Below are 16602 nucleotides of genomic sequence, written 5' to 3'. Positions count from 1 at the left end.
GTATGGACATTGCACAGTAGATGACCTCAATTCATCCCTCTATTATGCAACGCCATAAAGCAGATGGAAAAAATGCAATTTTGTAAAATGATTTTATTAACTGACCCCGATTGAATTATCAAATTCAAAAAATATCAAAAAGGGCAATTTACTATAAGTCATGTTTCTGCATAACCTTTAACAAATTGCTTCGCAAAAGAGCAAGATTTCATTGTAAAATCTCGCTTGTGATGCGATTAAATGTGCAATGAAGAATATCTGGTTTAACATAGAGCAATTCCTTCGGCGTTACACAAAGCACCGAATGCAATCTTTCGTGTTTACAGTCATTGGATGTCTTGCTGTAGTTAGTGTGATTACCTTTGGGGCAATGTATGTTGTGGCTCAACCTGCTTCAACTTCATCTGAACGTCCTGCTGTGAAAGCGCCAAATTTCGGGCGACACTTTCAAGAATTTGAGCGTGAAGGCTCTATCTTGATTTACGACTCAAAAAACAACCGCACCTACGAACACAATCCTCAACGTAATGCAACTGCGATCGCTCCAGCTTCAACCTTCAAAATTTTTAACGCGCTGGTGGCATTAGAAACAGGTGTAGTTCCTGATGATGTGGCAGTTCTCACTTGGGATGGAATTCACCGAGACATTGATGCCTGGAATCATGATACAAATTTGCGTCAAGCCTTTAAGGATTCAACTGTTTGGTTCTATCAAGTATTGGCACGTAGGGCTGGATATGAACGGATGCAGCAATTTATTAATAAAGTAGGCTACGGAAACCGTCAGATTGGCACTGTCGCAGACATCGATCGTTTTTGGTTACAACCGCAGCTATTGCAAATTACACCCAAACAGCAAATTAAGTTTTTGCAACGGTTATATCAAGGCGATTTGCCTTTCTCGCAACGGACAATAAATCTTGTCAAAGACATTATGGTACGCGAACAAACTCCAGACTACACACTGCGAGGAAAGACAGGATGGTTAACGAGTACTAAACCAAATGTTGGTTGGTTTGTGGGTTATTTAGAGCAAAACAAAAACGTCTACTTTTTCGCCACAACCCTTGATATGCAAAAATCGGAAGATGCACCCGCCCGCATCGAGATTACACGACGTAGCCTTAAAGATTTGGGCTTGCTGGCTCAAATTAACTAACCACCACCAACAATAGTTACCACTTCTAAGCGATCGCCTGGTTGCACTTTTGTTTGCGGCCAAAATTGTCGGTGTAAAATTTCGCCGTTATACTCCACAGCTACCAATCGGGGGTTAAAACCCAACTGTTGGAGTAAGTCGGGTAAAGAAGTTTGAAATGAGCAGCTATGGGTTTCCCCATTCACCTGAATCGTAATCTCATTAGACATAATATGTGTGTGGGGCATTGGGAATTGGGCATTGGGCATTGGAAATTGGGTATTGGTTACTCACTTTGGGCAAATGACAAATGACAAATGACTCTTTTAAAGTTCTGGCTTAATGCGATTTAGTTGGGAGAGCAAATATTGCGTTACTAGGGTAGGCTGTTCGGCTTGCATGAGCGATCGCACCACTGCTACACGTTCGGCTCCAGCATCGATCGCATCGTTGATATTATTGGCATCTATTCCCCCAATCGCAAACCAGGGAATTGAGCAATTTTTGGCTGCATAGCTGACATATTCTAGCCCTGTTGCTGCCTTACCTACTTTCGTGGGAGTTTCATAAACTGGCCCCACGCCAATGTAATCTACATTTTCAGCAATTGCTGCTTGCATTTCTTCCTTATTTGTGGTAGAAAGACCGATCAGACGTTGCGAACCGAGTAATTGCCGAGCAACAGCAATAGGCATATCTTGTTGTCCCAGATGCACCCCATCGGCATCGACAGCTAAAGCTACATCCACGCGATCGTTAACAATAAACAAAGCACCGTAGATGTGGCATAACCGCCGTAATTTTCTCGCTTGTTCCAGACGTAAATAATCATCGGCGGTTTTGTCGCGGTATTGTAAAAGTGTTAATCCGCCTTTGAGTGCAGCTTCGACAGTGTTCAACAAATTTTCACTAGGGGAAGTCACAAGATACAAACGCGATCGCCACAACAATTGATGGCGCTGATGACCCATTAAACTACTTTCTAGGGTATAAACCTGATAGCGCATCTGCTTACAAGCTTTAGCCATACTTGGTTGGTAAAGCTTGCTGTATTCTTCCAACACCCGTAATGCTTCTTCTATCCGACAAAAGTTAGCTTGCAAGACCGATTTTATACTAGCTCGTTGTTCTTCTTGAGGATGAGTTAACTCCGTTCCAGGATCGCCTGGTGTATCTCGCGCCGCCCGTAATTCTGGAGTATGCCACTTGGCTACCTCTTGTCGCAGCCGTTTGCATTCCAGAGCCAACTGGGCATTGTTCAAACCAAATCGGCACCATTCCTCGATAATTCGCAAACCCTCACGAGCACGGTCTAAATTGGCATCTAAAATGCGGTAAACAACTTGCTGTGTTTGCTCTTTTTGGCTGTATGGCTCGACCATTACAACAACCCCATTAGTGCTTTCATCGAAGTGTGAATTATCATAAGTCCTAGTAACCATAAGTTAAATAAGATTGCTTTTTTTTACTAATTTTTGCGGAATCTACGCAAAATAACGTAGTAGTGAGGGTTACGGTAAATTATCCCATGTTCCTATAGACAGTGATAAGGGTAGTTTGAGGCTACAGTTTCGCACTGAGCTTAGTCAAGTGTTTTACGATAGACAACGAGCTTACAAAAGACTAGCAAAAGGGAATACACCAGAAAATCTACAATAGATATGTAGCAATCCGATTTGATTCCTGAATCACTCGTAGAAGTAAGGGACTGGGGACTGGGAATAAGGAATAAAGGTATACTGAGTTTTGTTCAAAAATAAAATAAGAGTTTTATATTAGTGGAAACTATGTAGAGACTAGGGCGTGTTTTCAAACCTTTCTTAAAGCACCTGAGTCTTGGAGATCCCCCCAACCCCCCGATAAATTGGGGGGCTTTTAGAGTTTCTTTTCCCCTCTTTTTAAGGCTACGGTGTACACACAAGTGTCGGTACAGTGTATCTATCCCGCCTCCGAATAAATTCCGAGTCTTATAACGGTGTATCTATCCGGCCTCGGAATAAATTCCGAGTCTCATAACCAAAGGCTTCTTTTAGAGGACTAAACAAGACATTTAGTTTAGTCCTCTAAAAGAGGACTTTAGCTATCAGCCCGGAACTAAAGTTCCGGGCGGGATATTTGCTCAGTATAGGACTTTCACTTGAACATAAATATTGGGTGAGTAAGATTTTTAGAGATGTGTGTACACCGTAGCTTCTTAAGGACTTCCAAATAAAAAAATATCCAATTAATTCTTGTGGGGTGGGTAACATGATGTTACGTCTCTACAAGGATTTTGGATAACACATATTTAATTTCACTTTTATATCTATAGCAATCTGATTTGATTTCTGAATTAATCGTAGGGACTAGGGACTGGGGACTGGGGACTGTGGGGCCCCCTCTGGGGATAAGGGGTAATGGGGACTGGGAAGAAGGAATAAAGCTGTACTGAGTTTTTTTCAAAAATCAAATATGAGTCCTATATATAGATAAATGATATAGGCACAATTCATGAATTTTGCCCACAAATTATTTTGGGCAACGCACAATTAATTTCTGGAGATGTCTAATATCATTTATTACTATGTATTAAATATCGCCACTCGGTCAATATATGAGTAATATTATCGACATAATACTCTCTAGGGAGTATAAGAATTTATGATTACTTATAAGGAGTGGTGTTAAATATGATTCTTCCTCGTATGTTTACTGAGTACCGTAGAGTAGATGTTTTGTTTGCAAAACTGAAGTTTCTGAAATCAGCAAGGCTTTTATTTTTTAGTTTTTCAGTATTATCTTTTATTGTCGGGATGGGGGCGGCAAGTATAGCGTTTCTGGGTATCAGCCTGGATAGTGCGATCGCTCAGATTCCATCGACACCAAATTCAGCGCCTCTGAATCAGAAAACACCTTCTCAAGCTAATGTGCTATTTGTCAATCCTGGTGTTGGAGATGACAAGGCAAGCAATGGCAGCGAATCCGCTCCTGTAAAAACTATTACCCATGCATTGCGATTAGCTAACGCCAATACTGTAATTATGCTCTCTACTGGCACTTATAGCGCCGAGACAGGAGAGGAATTTCCCTTAATATTGAAACCGGGTATTTCAATTCAAGGCAACCCCAGCAATCAAGGTAAGGAGATTATCATTCAGGGAGGCGGTGATTACCTGAGTCGGAGCTTTGGCGGCCAAAACGTCACAATTGTCGGGGCAAACCAAGCCTTGCTCACAGGGGTAACAGTGACGAACTCTAATCCTCGTGGTTACGGTTTATGGATTGAATCTAGCAATCCGGTAGTCGCAGAAAATACTTTTACTGGCAGTACTCAAGATGGAATTTCCGTCAGTGGTAATGCCGCACCTACCATTAGTAAGAATTACTTCGATCGCAATGGAGCCAATGGCATCACAATTGCTGGTAACTCTAGTCCGCAAGTGAAGGAAAATGTCTTTCAGCAAACAGGTTTTGGGATTAATATTGCTCAAAATGCTGCTCCTATAGTCATAGGTAATCAAATTCAAAACAATAGATCGGGAATTATCGTACAAGCAAATGCCCGCCCGATTTTGCGGAATAATTCTATTCAAGATAATAAAGAAGATGGTTTAGTTGCGATCGCTCAAGCAATGCCAGATTTGGGTAGTGCATCCGAACCTGGGGGTAATACATTTCAAAATAATGGCCGCCACGACATTAACGCCAGCGCCGCTAAACAGGTGATTTCTGCTGCTGGTAACAACCTTGTAAGCGATCGCATCACTGGCAAGGTAGATATTAACGGAACAACAGCAGTAGCAGCCCAAACTTCTCAACCCGCTGCCAACAACGTATTACGACAAATACCACCAACTGGAGAAATCACCTTCTCGGCTCCCGAAACCTCTGAAACTACTAATGGGCAAACCAGCAATAGCATTTCAGCAAATAATCCTGTTTCTGGGCAATTAAACAGTCAACTGCTGCCATTAATGCCAGCCAATAATGTACCGCCTTCCTTGCCTATATCCAAACAACCACCGACTTCTAGAGTCGCCGGATTTCCTACTCCTAGCAGCTTGTCAGGTAGACAAATACCAATTAACGCACAGCCACCTGATACACCACAGCTAAATTACGTGCGGATCGATCCTAATACCATTGAGTTTACTGCCCCTGAGTCCCCATCCAATTCAGTTGCACAGCCACCAGTTTCAAGTATGAGGAATCAAACACAACAGCCATTACCAATACTAGAAACTGCTGCTCCTGGTGCTTCAGAACTTTTACCACTTCCCAATCCCAATATCCCCATTGTTAATACTCGCAATCTGCAAACAAGTTCTGCAAGTATTCCCTATGGTGGTAACTCTGCAACACAATTTGGTGTACGTTATCGCGTAGTAGTGCCACTAGCAACCGATCGGGATCGAGATTTAGTGCGATCGCTTGCTCCTGGTGCGTTTCTCACAGTTTGGGATGGTCAAAGAGTTATGCAAGCAGGAGTATTTAGCAGTGAATATAACGCTAAAGAAATGCTCAAAACACTCTCTAATAAAGGTTTAAGAGCCATTATGGAGCCGTTGAATTGAGTAGGGAATAGGGCATTGAGAATAGGGCATTGAGAATAGGGCATTGGGAATGGGGCATTGGGAATGGGGAAGATATGGAATTAGCGAGAAAAGCACCTCAAAATGAATATTGATCCACATTAGAAAAGCGATCGCTTTCCTACTGTGGGGAGGCATCGCTTTTTTAGTCAAGGGGGCGATCGCGCTTAGGCATAAGTTGAATTAGCGATCGCGTTCTTGTTTTAGGGAGCGATCGGGGAAAGCATCCTTTATCCATCACTTTCATCTAGATATTTTAGGAAAGAATGAACACCCAGTAACTGAATGCTATAGCTTGCCATTACTACTCTTAAATCATCATCAGCCCGCAAGTCATCATCCCCAGATACGATAATCCCCGCTTTGCCATCAATCGCTGTAGCCAACACAGGGAAATCTTTGGGATCTCGACAATTAGGCGGAACAGTTTTCAACTCAACCCATAAGGCGCGGTACTGCAACTGTTGTTCTAGGCGAATCGCCTGATTAGAGTCAATCCGCTCTCTTAAACGGGGGCGATTCCAAACAAGATGGAGTTCTTCCATGAGGGGTTGACTCATTACCAACTGGAATTTATCCTCATTAAATGCTGCCAAAATCGGCAATGTAACTCGCCCTTTCAGCAAAATACGAATCCAAATGTTGGTGTCGATGACCACTTGCAACATCAGACCTGCTGAGATTGCTGACGCACAGCTTTAATTTCAGCCCTGATTTCGTCGTCTGTAATCTCATTCACGGGGTGTTCGGCATAAAGTTCTTGAATTAAAGCCGTCAAGTCTGAACGTAAATCTATTTGAATCAAGGCTCTAGCGACTTTTGCTCGTTCGTCTGGCTGTAACTGTTGTACCGCCGTAATGAGTTGTTCCAAAGTAATTGGGATCGATACCATGTCAGTACCCATCATGATGGTTTCTTAAATTTTAGTGCGTTTGTGCGATCGCTATCAGTCCCAAGGAGAATTGACAACTTATATTTATTCGTTCGTTGCAGTAAGTTTGGTGAATATGAAGGTCAGATCGTTTTTATTCCTTTTTTTATTGTCATTGGCGATCGCGGGTCAAAATGAAATCAATTGCCTTAAGGGAGCGATCGCTTTTCTAATGTGGAGGAGACAATCGCGGTTTCATCAAAGGAGCGATCGCACACCCTTATATCTGCGCTGATTTGGCAACTTGCGTCTGGATACAGCAGGCTCAGTTTTTTCCGTTTTACTAACTTTCGGCGATTGGCGATCGGCTAAGATATCCAGGGCAGACAAATGACGAAACTCGATGGAACAAGGGGTAGCGTTACCGTCAGTATGCCAGATTTTTCTCGTTTTATCAGCTTTCGGTTATTTGTTGGCAATAGTATAGTTTGATTGACCTTTTGGCAATCAGAAGTTGCAAGCGTTAATTAGCGACACCTTTTGCAATTTTTCGGAAAACAGTATGCTGATGCTGTATCAGGAGATCAAACGTTAAGTATTTTTTCCGAAAAAATATAAATATGATCCAAACCTTCAAACAAGGGTACGCTGTTATTGTCGGAGTAGGTGCTGACTTGCCTGTCACAATTGATGATGCTACTGCTATTGCGAATCTGCTACGCGATTCATCTCGTTGTGCCTATCCTGTTGAGCAAGTACGTTTGCTAACTGGCCAAGAAGCAAATGCTAGAAATATCTTATCTGCTTTAAGTTGGCTAGCTGATGTGACTGAAAAAGATGATACAGTCATCGTTTACTTTTCCGGTCACGGAATGGAAACACCAGATTATTATTTAATGCCTTACGGATACAATCTGGGAAATTTGCAGGGTACGGCGATTCTTGGGTCAACATTCACCCAACATTTGCAAGCTATTCAAGCACAAAAATTACTGGTAATCCTTGATTGTTGCCATGCTGGTGGACAAGCTGAAGCAAAGGGAGCAATCAAATCACCTTTACCACCGTCTGCGATCGCGCAATTGGGCAACAGCAGTGGTCGAGTTATACTGGCTTCGTCACGCAAAGATGAAGTTTCTTGGACTGGACAACCATACAGTGTTTTTACAGCAGCATTGTTAGAGGCGATGGCTGGCTACGGAGCATTTGAACAAGACGGCTACGCCCGTATTTTGGATCTAGCAATGTGGGTAGGACGCAAGGTTCCAGAACGCACACAAGATAAACAACATCCCATTATTAAAATTAGCAATTTAGAAGATAACTTTGCTTTAGCCTGGTATGCTGTCGGTGAAAAAAAACCGCATCCATTACCCAATTGGACATATAATATTCCATCCATTACACCAGGGTTGGATACTGCTCAAGTCGCTACCTGGAAGCGGATGTTGACCAATTATCGTAAAAACTTACAACTGATCGACGAGCGGATGAGTGAGTATATTGATTTTACTGCTATTCCACTACAACTAGAAAATAATCGACGCTTGACTGAAACTAAGATTGCAGAGATGGAACAGAAACTAGGGATAAAACCTTAAATATTATATTGAAGTAATGACTCAGGAAAAAATCAAATCTATTCAGAAACAGATTACTGAAACTGAATATAATTTGCGTCTTATTCAAGAACAAAAATCTAAGTATGTTGAACTTACAAGTATTCCACTCGATTTAATAAAGAATGAAGAGTTTCAGCAAACAAGGTTGAATGAACTTCAAGAATGTTTAGTTCCACTTAAGAAACGCTTTAAAGAAATCAGAGAAAGTCGTCCTATTCCTCCGCTACTACCTTATCTTTGCGATCGTAGTGAACAAGAATATCATTTAGCTCAAGCATTAAGAAGACTGAATCAACAACCCCATCGACCTCTTGTCTGCATTATTCATGGCGACGATTTTCAAAGTCATGATATGTTTCTAGAGCGTCTCAAACAAGTTTCGCTACCTAAGCTCATTTACTTAGATACTGATAAAATTGCCGTTACTGACTATCTTCTCAGTTGCCCTTCAAGACTGTCAAAAATTGACGATCTTCACAATCAGCTTGAAAATAAACTTGCTGAAAGATTACTTAATCATGGCTTTGTATCAAAGGAAGAAATCAACAATTTTTTAGCTGGACATCCCGGTCCAGTGATAATCCATACCCACTTTTTTACCGGAGATTGGCAACAGCATGGTTCCAAAGTTATCGAAAGTTTTATCAAATTTTGGCAACATTGGCCAGATATTCCTCCTGGTAATTATCTCTTTATATTATTATTTATTAAATATCAGGTAAAAAAAGAATTGAGTATCAAAAAATTTTGTTTGAAATTCAAAAATAAAATTATTTATAAATTTATCGAGCAATTATCATTGTCTGAATTTTCTCAATTTGGCAAACTTATAGGCACAGTTTTACCAGAACTGGATGGTATAACTAGAAGACAAACAGAGGATTGGGCACGCGACAAAGATACAAAACATTTTTGGGGTGAGGAGAAAATCGAAGATTTGATGAGTAAAATTAGAGATATTTTTGAGCAATGGGAGAAAGAAAAGTCTTCTAACACTATTCCTATGGAACATTTAGCTAGAAAGTTGACACAGATTTTACAAAATTCCTCGATTGCTGAGGAGGAACGCAGATGAAGTTCCCCTTTTATACTGGTGATGGCAAAAGGCAGCGAAGTGATGTACCAGCAACTTTGCCGATATCACAGCGTTCACAAATGATGAGACCAGAAAACTACATTGCAGATGCTGGACTGGTTGATGCTTGTAATGTTGCTTTGCTTCTGGGACAACCCCTCTTATTGACTGGAGAACCTGGTACTGGGAAGACTCAGTTTGCCTATAGTGTAGCTTGGGAACTTGGTTTTGAAGACCCACTCAAGTTTGAAACCAAATCTACAACTACAGCCCGTGAACTATTTTACAACTATGACAGCTTGAAGCAGTTTCAAGATGCTCAGGGCGGTATAACAAATAGAAGCCCTCTTAATTATTTGACATATCGTGCTTTGGGCACGGCCATTTTGCTGACTAGAGAAAAGTCTGAAGTTGTAGAATTTCTCCCGCAAGATTTTGTCCATCCTGGCAAAAGACGCTCCATTGTTCTTATTGATGAAGTAGATAAAGCACCCCGTGATTTCCCCAATGACATCCTTAACGAATTGGAGCAGTTATATTTTCGGGTACCAGAACTAGGCAATGTCAAAATTGCAGCTAATCCCGAATTGCAACCCATTATTATCATCACCAGTAATTCTGAAAAAGACTTACCGGACGCATTTTTAAGGCGCTGTGTCTACTATAATCTTCCGTTCCCAGATCGTGATCGCCTAGCAGAAATTGTTGCTAACCGATTAGGTTTATACTCTGTAGGTAGTAGTGAGTTTCTCAACACTGCTCTGGATCTGTTCTTCGAGCTAAGGGCAACTTCAAGTGGTTTACGGAAAAAACCTGCAACTGCTGAACTCTTGGGTTGGATGATCGCACTGCAAGAAATATCAAATCGCCAAGAAAATCCGCTTGCTCAACCTGAACTCGTGCTGCGAACACTCAGCAACTTGATCAAAACGGCAGAGGATCAAGACAAAGCTAAGAGGATAGTCAAGCAATGGATAGAAAACCGCAAGAAGTAAATCCAAGCTGGCTAACTCCAGAGGTACTAATCGAGTTCATTGATGAGTTGCGCGATGCGGGCTATAAAATCGGCGTATCACAGTATATTATCGTCCAAGACCTTATACTTGCCTTGATTGCCCAAGGAGATAATCTCGACCGACCCCAGAGATTCAAAAGCCTTCTGAGTCCATTGCTTTGCCATTCGCCAACTGAGCAGGAAGATTTCTATCAACGATTTGACCAATGGCTGCAACGCATGGGTTTTATCGTCAGCCAAACTGGACAAATAGACACTAAGGCAGAAGAACTACAGCAGGAGTTGTACAACATTAAAAAGCAGTGGCGAAAATGGCAACAGTGGTCGCTGGTAGTAATTCTGACTGTTATAGCCTGGCTTATTCTAAGTTTAGTTTCATTTCAGCCCAGATATTCAACTCAACCTCAAAACCCAAACATTCAACCTCCAAACTCTCTTCTGAATTGGCAATCTATCTTGAGAGTGTTACTGCTGAATTGGAAATCTATCCTGGGAGTGTTACTGCTTATCGCCTTTGTTACCTTCCTCGCCTGGGGAATTTGGTGGTTTTGGCAGGCGCGTCAATTTCTCGTGCGCCATGCAACTAATCAACAGCCGCAACTTGAGCAAGTCTCTATTCCTGGCTTAGATGAGGAATTGTTTCCCAAAGTTTTGTTTTTACGCATCGCTCAAGATTTGAGGCGACGCATCCGAGTTCCATCTGTCGAACTCGATATTAATAGGACATTAGAAAAAAGTGTGCAGCGAGGGGGTTGGTTCACGCCAGTATATAGCTATCGTCAAGTTTTCCCTGAATACTTGGTGCTAATTGATCGCGCAAATTACGGCGATCACCAGGCAAGATTTGTTGAGGAAATGATCGACAGACTGAAGTTGAATGAGGTTTTCATCACAGGCTACTACTTTGATGGCGATCCTCGCGTCTGCTTTCCGATGACAGAAAAAGGACCTCCCTGCACGCTCAATGAAATTGCCACAAAATATAGTGAGTATCGCTTGATTATTTTCTCAGATGCTCAAGGATTATTTAGTTCACGCACTGGCGAACTCGAACGTTGGAGCGATTTGTTTTCCAGTTGGAGCGATCGCGCTGTGTTAACGCCAAAACCTTCAGAAAACTGGGGATATCAAGAACTGGAATTATCGCAGCAGTTTATTGTTCAACCCGCTACACCTGAAGGGTTAACGAACTTGATACGTAGCATTCAATCAGGAAAATCGCCCTATGAACCTTCAGAAAATATAACGGCCCCTTTCCCGGAAGAGTTGAGAGTGCGATCGCGCCGTTGGATTCAACGAGATCCACCAGAGTCATTCGCGATCGATGAGGTGTTGAAATCACTCCACCGATATTTGGGCAAGGCTGGTTACGACTGGCTGAGTGCTTGCGCTGTATTTCCAGAACTGCATTGGAATCTCACATTATACCTGGGCAATACACTCCAAAGCGAAGATGGCCGCACCCTCCTTCAAGCTTGTCATCTTAATGATCTGGCTCGCTTACCGTGGTTTCGGCAAGGTTATATGCCTGACTGGCTAAGGAAAAGACTGATTTCTGAGATTCCCCGTCCACAGGAACAGGATATACGTTTAGCGATTGAAGCGTTGTTAATCAGTGCTGTTCAAGGTTCTGTTGACGGTCTACAATTGGAAATTGCCAGGAGGGACAGTAATGTTCTTTCAATGTTGGCTCAACCACTTCTACGTTTACTTGCCAAGAAAGCATCAGAGGATAGTTTGCGCGATTACATTTTTCAGGACTTCATGGCTGGTAGCAAGCACAAGCAGCTGGCGGTTCGTTTACCGGAAGCGTTGTATGATTTGCTTCATCCCCAGCGAATAGGATGGGGGCTGTGGCTGAGATGGGTTCTTACAAATACTCTAGGTTCAGCTTTAGGCTGGTGCTTAGGTATATATTTAAGTAAATTATCGAATAACATATTAAATGATACATTAAGCTTTGTAATATGCATTCTGTTCATTGCCCTTGGTGGGACTTTGACAGGAGCTATACAGTTATATATCCTGCGACAGTATGTGCCTAAGATCGGCAGATGGGCAGTAGTTAGCTGGCTACTGACGAGTTTAGCTGTCGCCGGAGCCGGAGCCGTCCCCAGAGCCGTCGCCGAAGCCACATATGTCGCTATCGCCGAAGCCGTCGCCGTCACCGTCGCCGTCGCCGTCGCCGTCGCCGTCGCCGTCGCCAGAGCCAAAGTAGTCGCCAGAGTAGTCGCTTTCGCCTTCGCCTACATCGCCACCGTCATCGCCGTCGTTTTCGTCATCGCCTACGGCTTCGTCTACCCCGTTGCCTTCGCCTTCGCCGTCGCTGTCGCCGTCGCCGGAGCCATTCAATCGTATATCTTGTGTCGAATTTTGCACCGATGTGTTTCATGGTATGGCAGGTGGACGTTGTCACACATCTTGGGTAATGCCATTGGCTGGATAGCCTACCCGGTATTTGATGGGATTGCTAGAGCATTAGGAAACACAGCCATATCAGGTTTAGCATTTGGAGCTTTACAAGGAACTGCTTTGGGGCTTGCCTCCGGCGCTAGTACAGGCGCTGCATTGCTTTGGCTGCTGCGACAACCTATCACCACCAATTACAAATTAGAACCAAAGGCAAACATCCACATAGAGCCATAAAAGCAGTAGAGGGGGTAGAGTCGAGGAGAATGTTGCCATTCCACCCGCAGGCTAAGGGTAGCCTGTTGCCAGACTGCCTCGCCTACAAGGGGCAATATTAGAAAAGGTGACACCTTATGCCACATCTCCTAAAAAAGTTCCAATTTTAGTGCATAGAATTCAGAAATCCATCTAGATAAATTAGTAAATATGTACTAAAAAGAGTCTGCTTGTGGTCTTCTTGTGTTTGGTTAAAACAAAGAAGTAAAAAGCTGAAACCTATATAAAACAATATTTATAATACTTTTGAGCGCGATCGCCTTCGCCGTAAATCGGGTTAAGGCAAAAAACTCATCATCTAATACCTCAACACGACTTTTAAGTACCTCAAAACGACTTTCAGGTACCTTGAAACGACTTTCAGGTACCTTGAAACGACTTTCAGGTACCTCGAAACGACTTTCAGGTACCTCAAAACGACTTTCAGGTACCTCAAAACGACTTTCAGGTACCTTGAAACGACTTTCAGGTACCTCAAAACGACTTTCAGGTACCTTGAAACGACTTTCAGGTACCTTGAAACGACTTTTAAGTACCTCAAAGCGACTTTCAGGTATCTGTTGCTTATCAAATGTCACTTTTTTGACAAATTTAATAAATACCTCAGTACAATCAACTAAAAATAATTAGGTCGCTCTTAGTTTGCTTTAATTTTTCCGAATTATCTCTCAGAGAAGTTTATTGTTGCATTGGCTAGAGTACATGCAGTAATCCTATAACTTCCTTCAGGAGCGTATTTTATGGCACGACTAAAACGCAGTTCACGCACTCTCGAAAACGCTCTCCGTCGAATTGCAGGAATGCGATCGATTAGCCCGACGCTAGAATTTGGCAACGGATTAAATTTGACAGACTACGACAGCCGCATCCAAAACTTGCAAACCCAGCTATCTACATACAACACTTTACTCTCTACCCTAGATGAAATGGCAGGTCGCCTCTCTCTAATTGAAGAAGAATTGCGCGGCTACTCTGAAAAGATGTTAATGAGTGTGGCAACCGATTATGGCAAAGACAGTTTGCAATATATCCAGGCGGGAGGCAAGCCACGCAAGAAATTATCACGCCGTTCGAGCAACACCCAATCCCCATCTGAGAGTACAGCTACAACCTTGAATGGTGCAAACAATGGTAAAAGAACCTCTATTGTTTGATTTTAATTGTTTAACTGCATCTAATAAATTCTTAATTAAGAATTACGAATTACGAATTACGAATTATTCGCTCACTGGCTCTGCGTCAGAGAACACGACCTGATACTCCCTATCCTGGCTTATGATCCAAACGGGTAGCTTGCTCTAGGGCGGCTTTTTCTTTGGCTCGGCGGACATAAGGTTGTAATTGGGTGCGATCGCAACCTGTTAAAATAATCAGGTTTTCTAAGGTAATCCCCCGCATTAACATTTCTACGCGCCAGGTTTGTTGTGCCTGAGCGATCGCTGGTGCTTGTGCTTGGGGAGTTAACAATCTTTCACTCCATACTTGCCAACGTGTCTCAAGTTCTGATTCTGAGATGGGTGTGCCTGTATCATTCAAAAACATGGCTGTTTGAGCATCCTTACGACTTTTCAGCCATTTAATTAAAGGATTATTAGTAAAAGAACCGTAGCGTTTGCCCAAAATCCACTGATTCACGGGTACTTGACGGACAAATCCGGGGATTGTGATTTGCAGGAAGTGCCCTTGAGTATCGTAAATTTGGTGCGATCGCTCCAAGCTAGTTATTTCTGTAGCGGATAATCCAGCCCCAAATAATACGTAAGCTAAGGCATAATCTCGTACTCCAAATTTCCTGGCCTGTTGCAGAATTTCGTGAACCAAACTAGCTGGTAAATCAGCTATTTCTGTGGTGGTGAATCCTCCTTGTAAGGAGTTTATTGCCGATTCTGCTGAAGATGACATGGCTCCATGTAAAAACAACTCCACCAAATTTTCGAGAAAATCATCCCGATCCTCCCAAAGTTCGTGAAATTCGCTGGTGAACTCAATTACTGCATATCCCAAAATCATCCCATTTAGCAAACTGGCTAATTTTTCTGCCGGTAAGTAGGTATTTAAATGTCCTTGCTGGATTACAGTAGCTAAATACTGAGCTACATAACGGTTTGCCTCTGTGACTCCCCTGCCTAGTGCGCGGCGATTTTCTGCCGGGAATTGGTCGGCTTCACCTACCACAGACCGGACAAACTCTGGTACTCGTTCTAATGCATGTAAGCTATCACTTGCATAATCTTTAAGAGCTTGGTAAACATTGCCGGGAGGTGTTGCCCGCCGTACCAGCGATTCACCTAAATCCTTGAAGGCTGCGGACTCTTCCAGCACAGCTAAAAGTAATCCATGCTTATTGCCAAAATTCCGAAATAGAGTCACTTCATTGACTTCGGCTTTTTCAGCAATTTGACGGGTTGTGGTAGCGCTTACTCCCTGAGCAGAAAACAACTCAAGTGCAGCTTGAATCAGGCGTTGACGAGTGGAAATGAGTTGAGATGACATAGAAAAATGCAAGTGGCACTTGCAGGGGTATCAGAGTTCTGCTAGCATAACAAATGTAAGTGATACTTGCTTTACTCTACCCTACGGGTTCGCCAGTCGCTAATGGGGGAAACCCCCAAGACCGCGCTGGCTCACTGTAACTAACTAGTAAGAGGGTGGATAAATCCTTAGTCGGATTATGCCCAATAAAAAGTAAATCACTTCATCATCCATCAACAGGAATTTTTATGACCGCAAATTTTGGGGCGTTCGCCAAAGGTGTTGGCAAAGCCATCGCTCCTGAGAGAGGCAACTCACCTCAACTCAGTTGGACAAATGTGGTATTTTTTACTACATTTCATGCTTTAGCACTTCTGGCTCCTTGGTTTTTCTCCTGGCCAGCATTAGGTTTGCTAGTGTTTCTCCACTGGTTGTTCGGGAGTATTGGTATTTGCCTGGGATATCACCGACTACTGAGCCATAAAAGTTTCCAAGTTCCTAAGTGGTTAGAGTATGCGATCGCCCTAATTGGAGCGCTGGCTTTACAAGGCGGGCCAATTTTTTGGGTAGGTGGACACCGCCAACATCACGCCCACACAGAAGATATCAATTTAGACCCCTACTCTGCCCAAAGAGGCTTTTGGTGGAGCCATATATTGTGGATTTTCTACCCACGTCCAGAATTTTTTGACTATGACACTTATAAAAAATATGCCCCTGACTTAGCCAAACAACCCTTTTATTGTTGGCTAGATCGTTACTTCTTGCTATTGCAAATACCCTTCGGTTTGCTGCTTTATGCATTAGGAGGATGGTCTTTTGTATTCTACGGAGTGTTTCTCAGATGTGTCTTGCTTTGGCATTCAACCTGGTTTGTAAATTCAGCATCACACCTGTGGGGTTATCGCACCTTTGATGCTAATGATGGCGCTCGTAATCTTTGGTGGGTATCCCTCGTCACTTATGGAGAAGGCTGGCACAACAACCATCATACTTATCCCCACATGGCAAAATCTGGGTTTTCTTGGTGGGAAATTGATGTTACTTGGTGGAGCATCTTAGTGTTGCAGACTTTGGGTTTAGCTAAAAAAGTTGTCTCGCGTCCTCCTCAAGGTGCAACTCACGGCTAAATTGCAACTAAATAATCGTGAAT

The 16602-nt window shown here is 42.8% G+C and carries 14 protein-coding genes; 8 read left to right on the top strand and 6 right to left on the bottom strand.

Features of this window, described 5'->3' with window-relative positions; translation table 11 throughout:
• The first annotated feature begins 304 nt into the window (after positions 1-304).
• Entirely contained in the window at positions 305-1159 is an 855-nt protein-coding gene (gene blaOXA, locus RMY64_RS33430; RefSeq protein ID WP_322675611.1) for a class D beta-lactamase, read from the top strand.
• On the opposite strand, the gene thiS is transcribed toward blaOXA, so the two are convergent.
• Positions 1156-1368, bottom strand: coding sequence for a sulfur carrier protein ThiS (gene thiS, locus RMY64_RS33425; protein ID WP_094349580.1), 213 nt, complete (start codon positions 1366-1368; stop codon positions 1156-1158). The two genes, blaOXA and thiS, sit on opposite strands and share 4 nt — an antisense overlap.
• A 96-nt stretch (positions 1369-1464) precedes the next feature.
• The gene (locus tag RMY64_RS33420) at positions 1465-2520 is read right to left on the bottom strand and encodes a thiamine phosphate synthase (RefSeq protein ID WP_322675612.1); all 1056 of its coding nucleotides are present in this window, start codon (positions 2518-2520) and stop codon (positions 1465-1467) included.
• Positions 2521-3807: 1287 nt separating this feature from the next.
• Here RMY64_RS33420 and RMY64_RS33415 point away from each other — a divergent pair.
• Positions 3808-5691: a DUF1565 domain-containing protein gene (locus RMY64_RS33415; protein WP_322675613.1), complete on the top strand. Its 1884-nt coding sequence runs from the start codon at positions 3808-3810 to the stop codon at positions 5689-5691.
• A gap of 248 nt (positions 5692-5939) precedes the next feature.
• On the opposite strand, the gene RMY64_RS33410 is transcribed toward RMY64_RS33415, so the two are convergent.
• Both RMY64_RS33410 and RMY64_RS33405 read right to left on the bottom strand, forming a co-directional pair.
• Entirely contained in the window at positions 5940-6377 is a 438-nt protein-coding gene (locus RMY64_RS33410) for a putative toxin-antitoxin system toxin component, PIN family (protein ID WP_322702289.1), read from the bottom strand.
• Positions 6377-6601: a hypothetical protein gene (locus RMY64_RS33405; protein ID WP_322675615.1), complete on the bottom strand. Its 225-nt coding sequence runs from the start codon at positions 6599-6601 to the stop codon at positions 6377-6379. Before RMY64_RS33405 ends, RMY64_RS33410 begins: the two co-directional genes overlap by 1 nt.
• Positions 6602-7200: 599 nt before the next feature.
• Between RMY64_RS33405 and RMY64_RS33400 the strand changes: the two genes are divergently transcribed.
• Genes RMY64_RS33400 through RMY64_RS33385 form a run of 4 tightly spaced genes read left to right on the top strand, consistent with a single transcriptional unit; the run spans position 7201 to position 12938 of the window.
• Positions 7201-8181, top strand: a complete 981-nt coding sequence (locus RMY64_RS33400; RefSeq protein WP_322702288.1) for a caspase family protein — start codon at positions 7201-7203, stop codon at positions 8179-8181.
• 16 nt (positions 8182-8197) lie between these two features.
• On the top strand, positions 8198-9277 hold the full coding sequence (locus tag RMY64_RS33395; protein ID WP_322702287.1) for a hypothetical protein: 1080 nt from the start codon (positions 8198-8200) through the stop codon (positions 9275-9277).
• On the top strand, positions 9274-10272 hold the full coding sequence (locus RMY64_RS33390) for a MoxR family ATPase (protein WP_322702286.1): 999 nt from the start codon (positions 9274-9276) through the stop codon (positions 10270-10272). The genes RMY64_RS33395 and RMY64_RS33390 overlap by 4 nt, the downstream gene beginning before the upstream one ends.
• Positions 10248-12938: a hypothetical protein gene (locus tag RMY64_RS33385; RefSeq protein WP_322702285.1), complete on the top strand. Its 2691-nt coding sequence runs from the start codon at positions 10248-10250 to the stop codon at positions 12936-12938. Before RMY64_RS33390 ends, RMY64_RS33385 begins: the two co-directional genes overlap by 25 nt.
• 230 nt (positions 12939-13168) lie before the next feature.
• On the opposite strand, the gene RMY64_RS33380 is transcribed toward RMY64_RS33385, so the two are convergent.
• The gene (locus RMY64_RS33380) at positions 13169-13555 is read right to left on the bottom strand and encodes a hypothetical protein (protein WP_322702284.1); all 387 of its coding nucleotides are present in this window, start codon (positions 13553-13555) and stop codon (positions 13169-13171) included.
• Positions 13556-13717: 162 nt separating this feature from the next.
• Between RMY64_RS33380 and RMY64_RS33375 the strand changes: the two genes are divergently transcribed.
• On the top strand, positions 13718-14131 hold the full coding sequence (locus RMY64_RS33375) for a hypothetical protein (RefSeq protein ID WP_322702283.1): 414 nt from the start codon (positions 13718-13720) through the stop codon (positions 14129-14131).
• Positions 14132-14240: 109 nt separating this feature from the next.
• Here the strand turns inward: RMY64_RS33375 and RMY64_RS33370 are convergent, their stop codons facing one another.
• Positions 14241-15470 carry a TetR family transcriptional regulator gene (locus RMY64_RS33370; protein ID WP_322702282.1) on the bottom strand — a complete coding sequence of 410 codons (1230 nt, stop codon included), beginning with the start codon at positions 15468-15470 and terminating at the stop codon, positions 14241-14243.
• 227 nt (positions 15471-15697) lie between these two features.
• Between RMY64_RS33370 and RMY64_RS33365 the strand changes: the two genes are divergently transcribed.
• Positions 15698-16579, top strand: a complete 882-nt coding sequence (locus RMY64_RS33365; RefSeq protein WP_322675601.1) for an acyl-CoA desaturase — start codon at positions 15698-15700, stop codon at positions 16577-16579.
• Positions 16580-16602 lie beyond the last annotated feature (23 nt).

Source organism: Nostoc sp. DedQUE08, assembly GCF_034530895.1.
GTDB lineage: Bacteria > Cyanobacteriota > Cyanobacteriia > Cyanobacteriales > Nostocaceae > Nostoc.
This window is presented reverse-complemented; position numbering and strand designations above follow the sequence as displayed.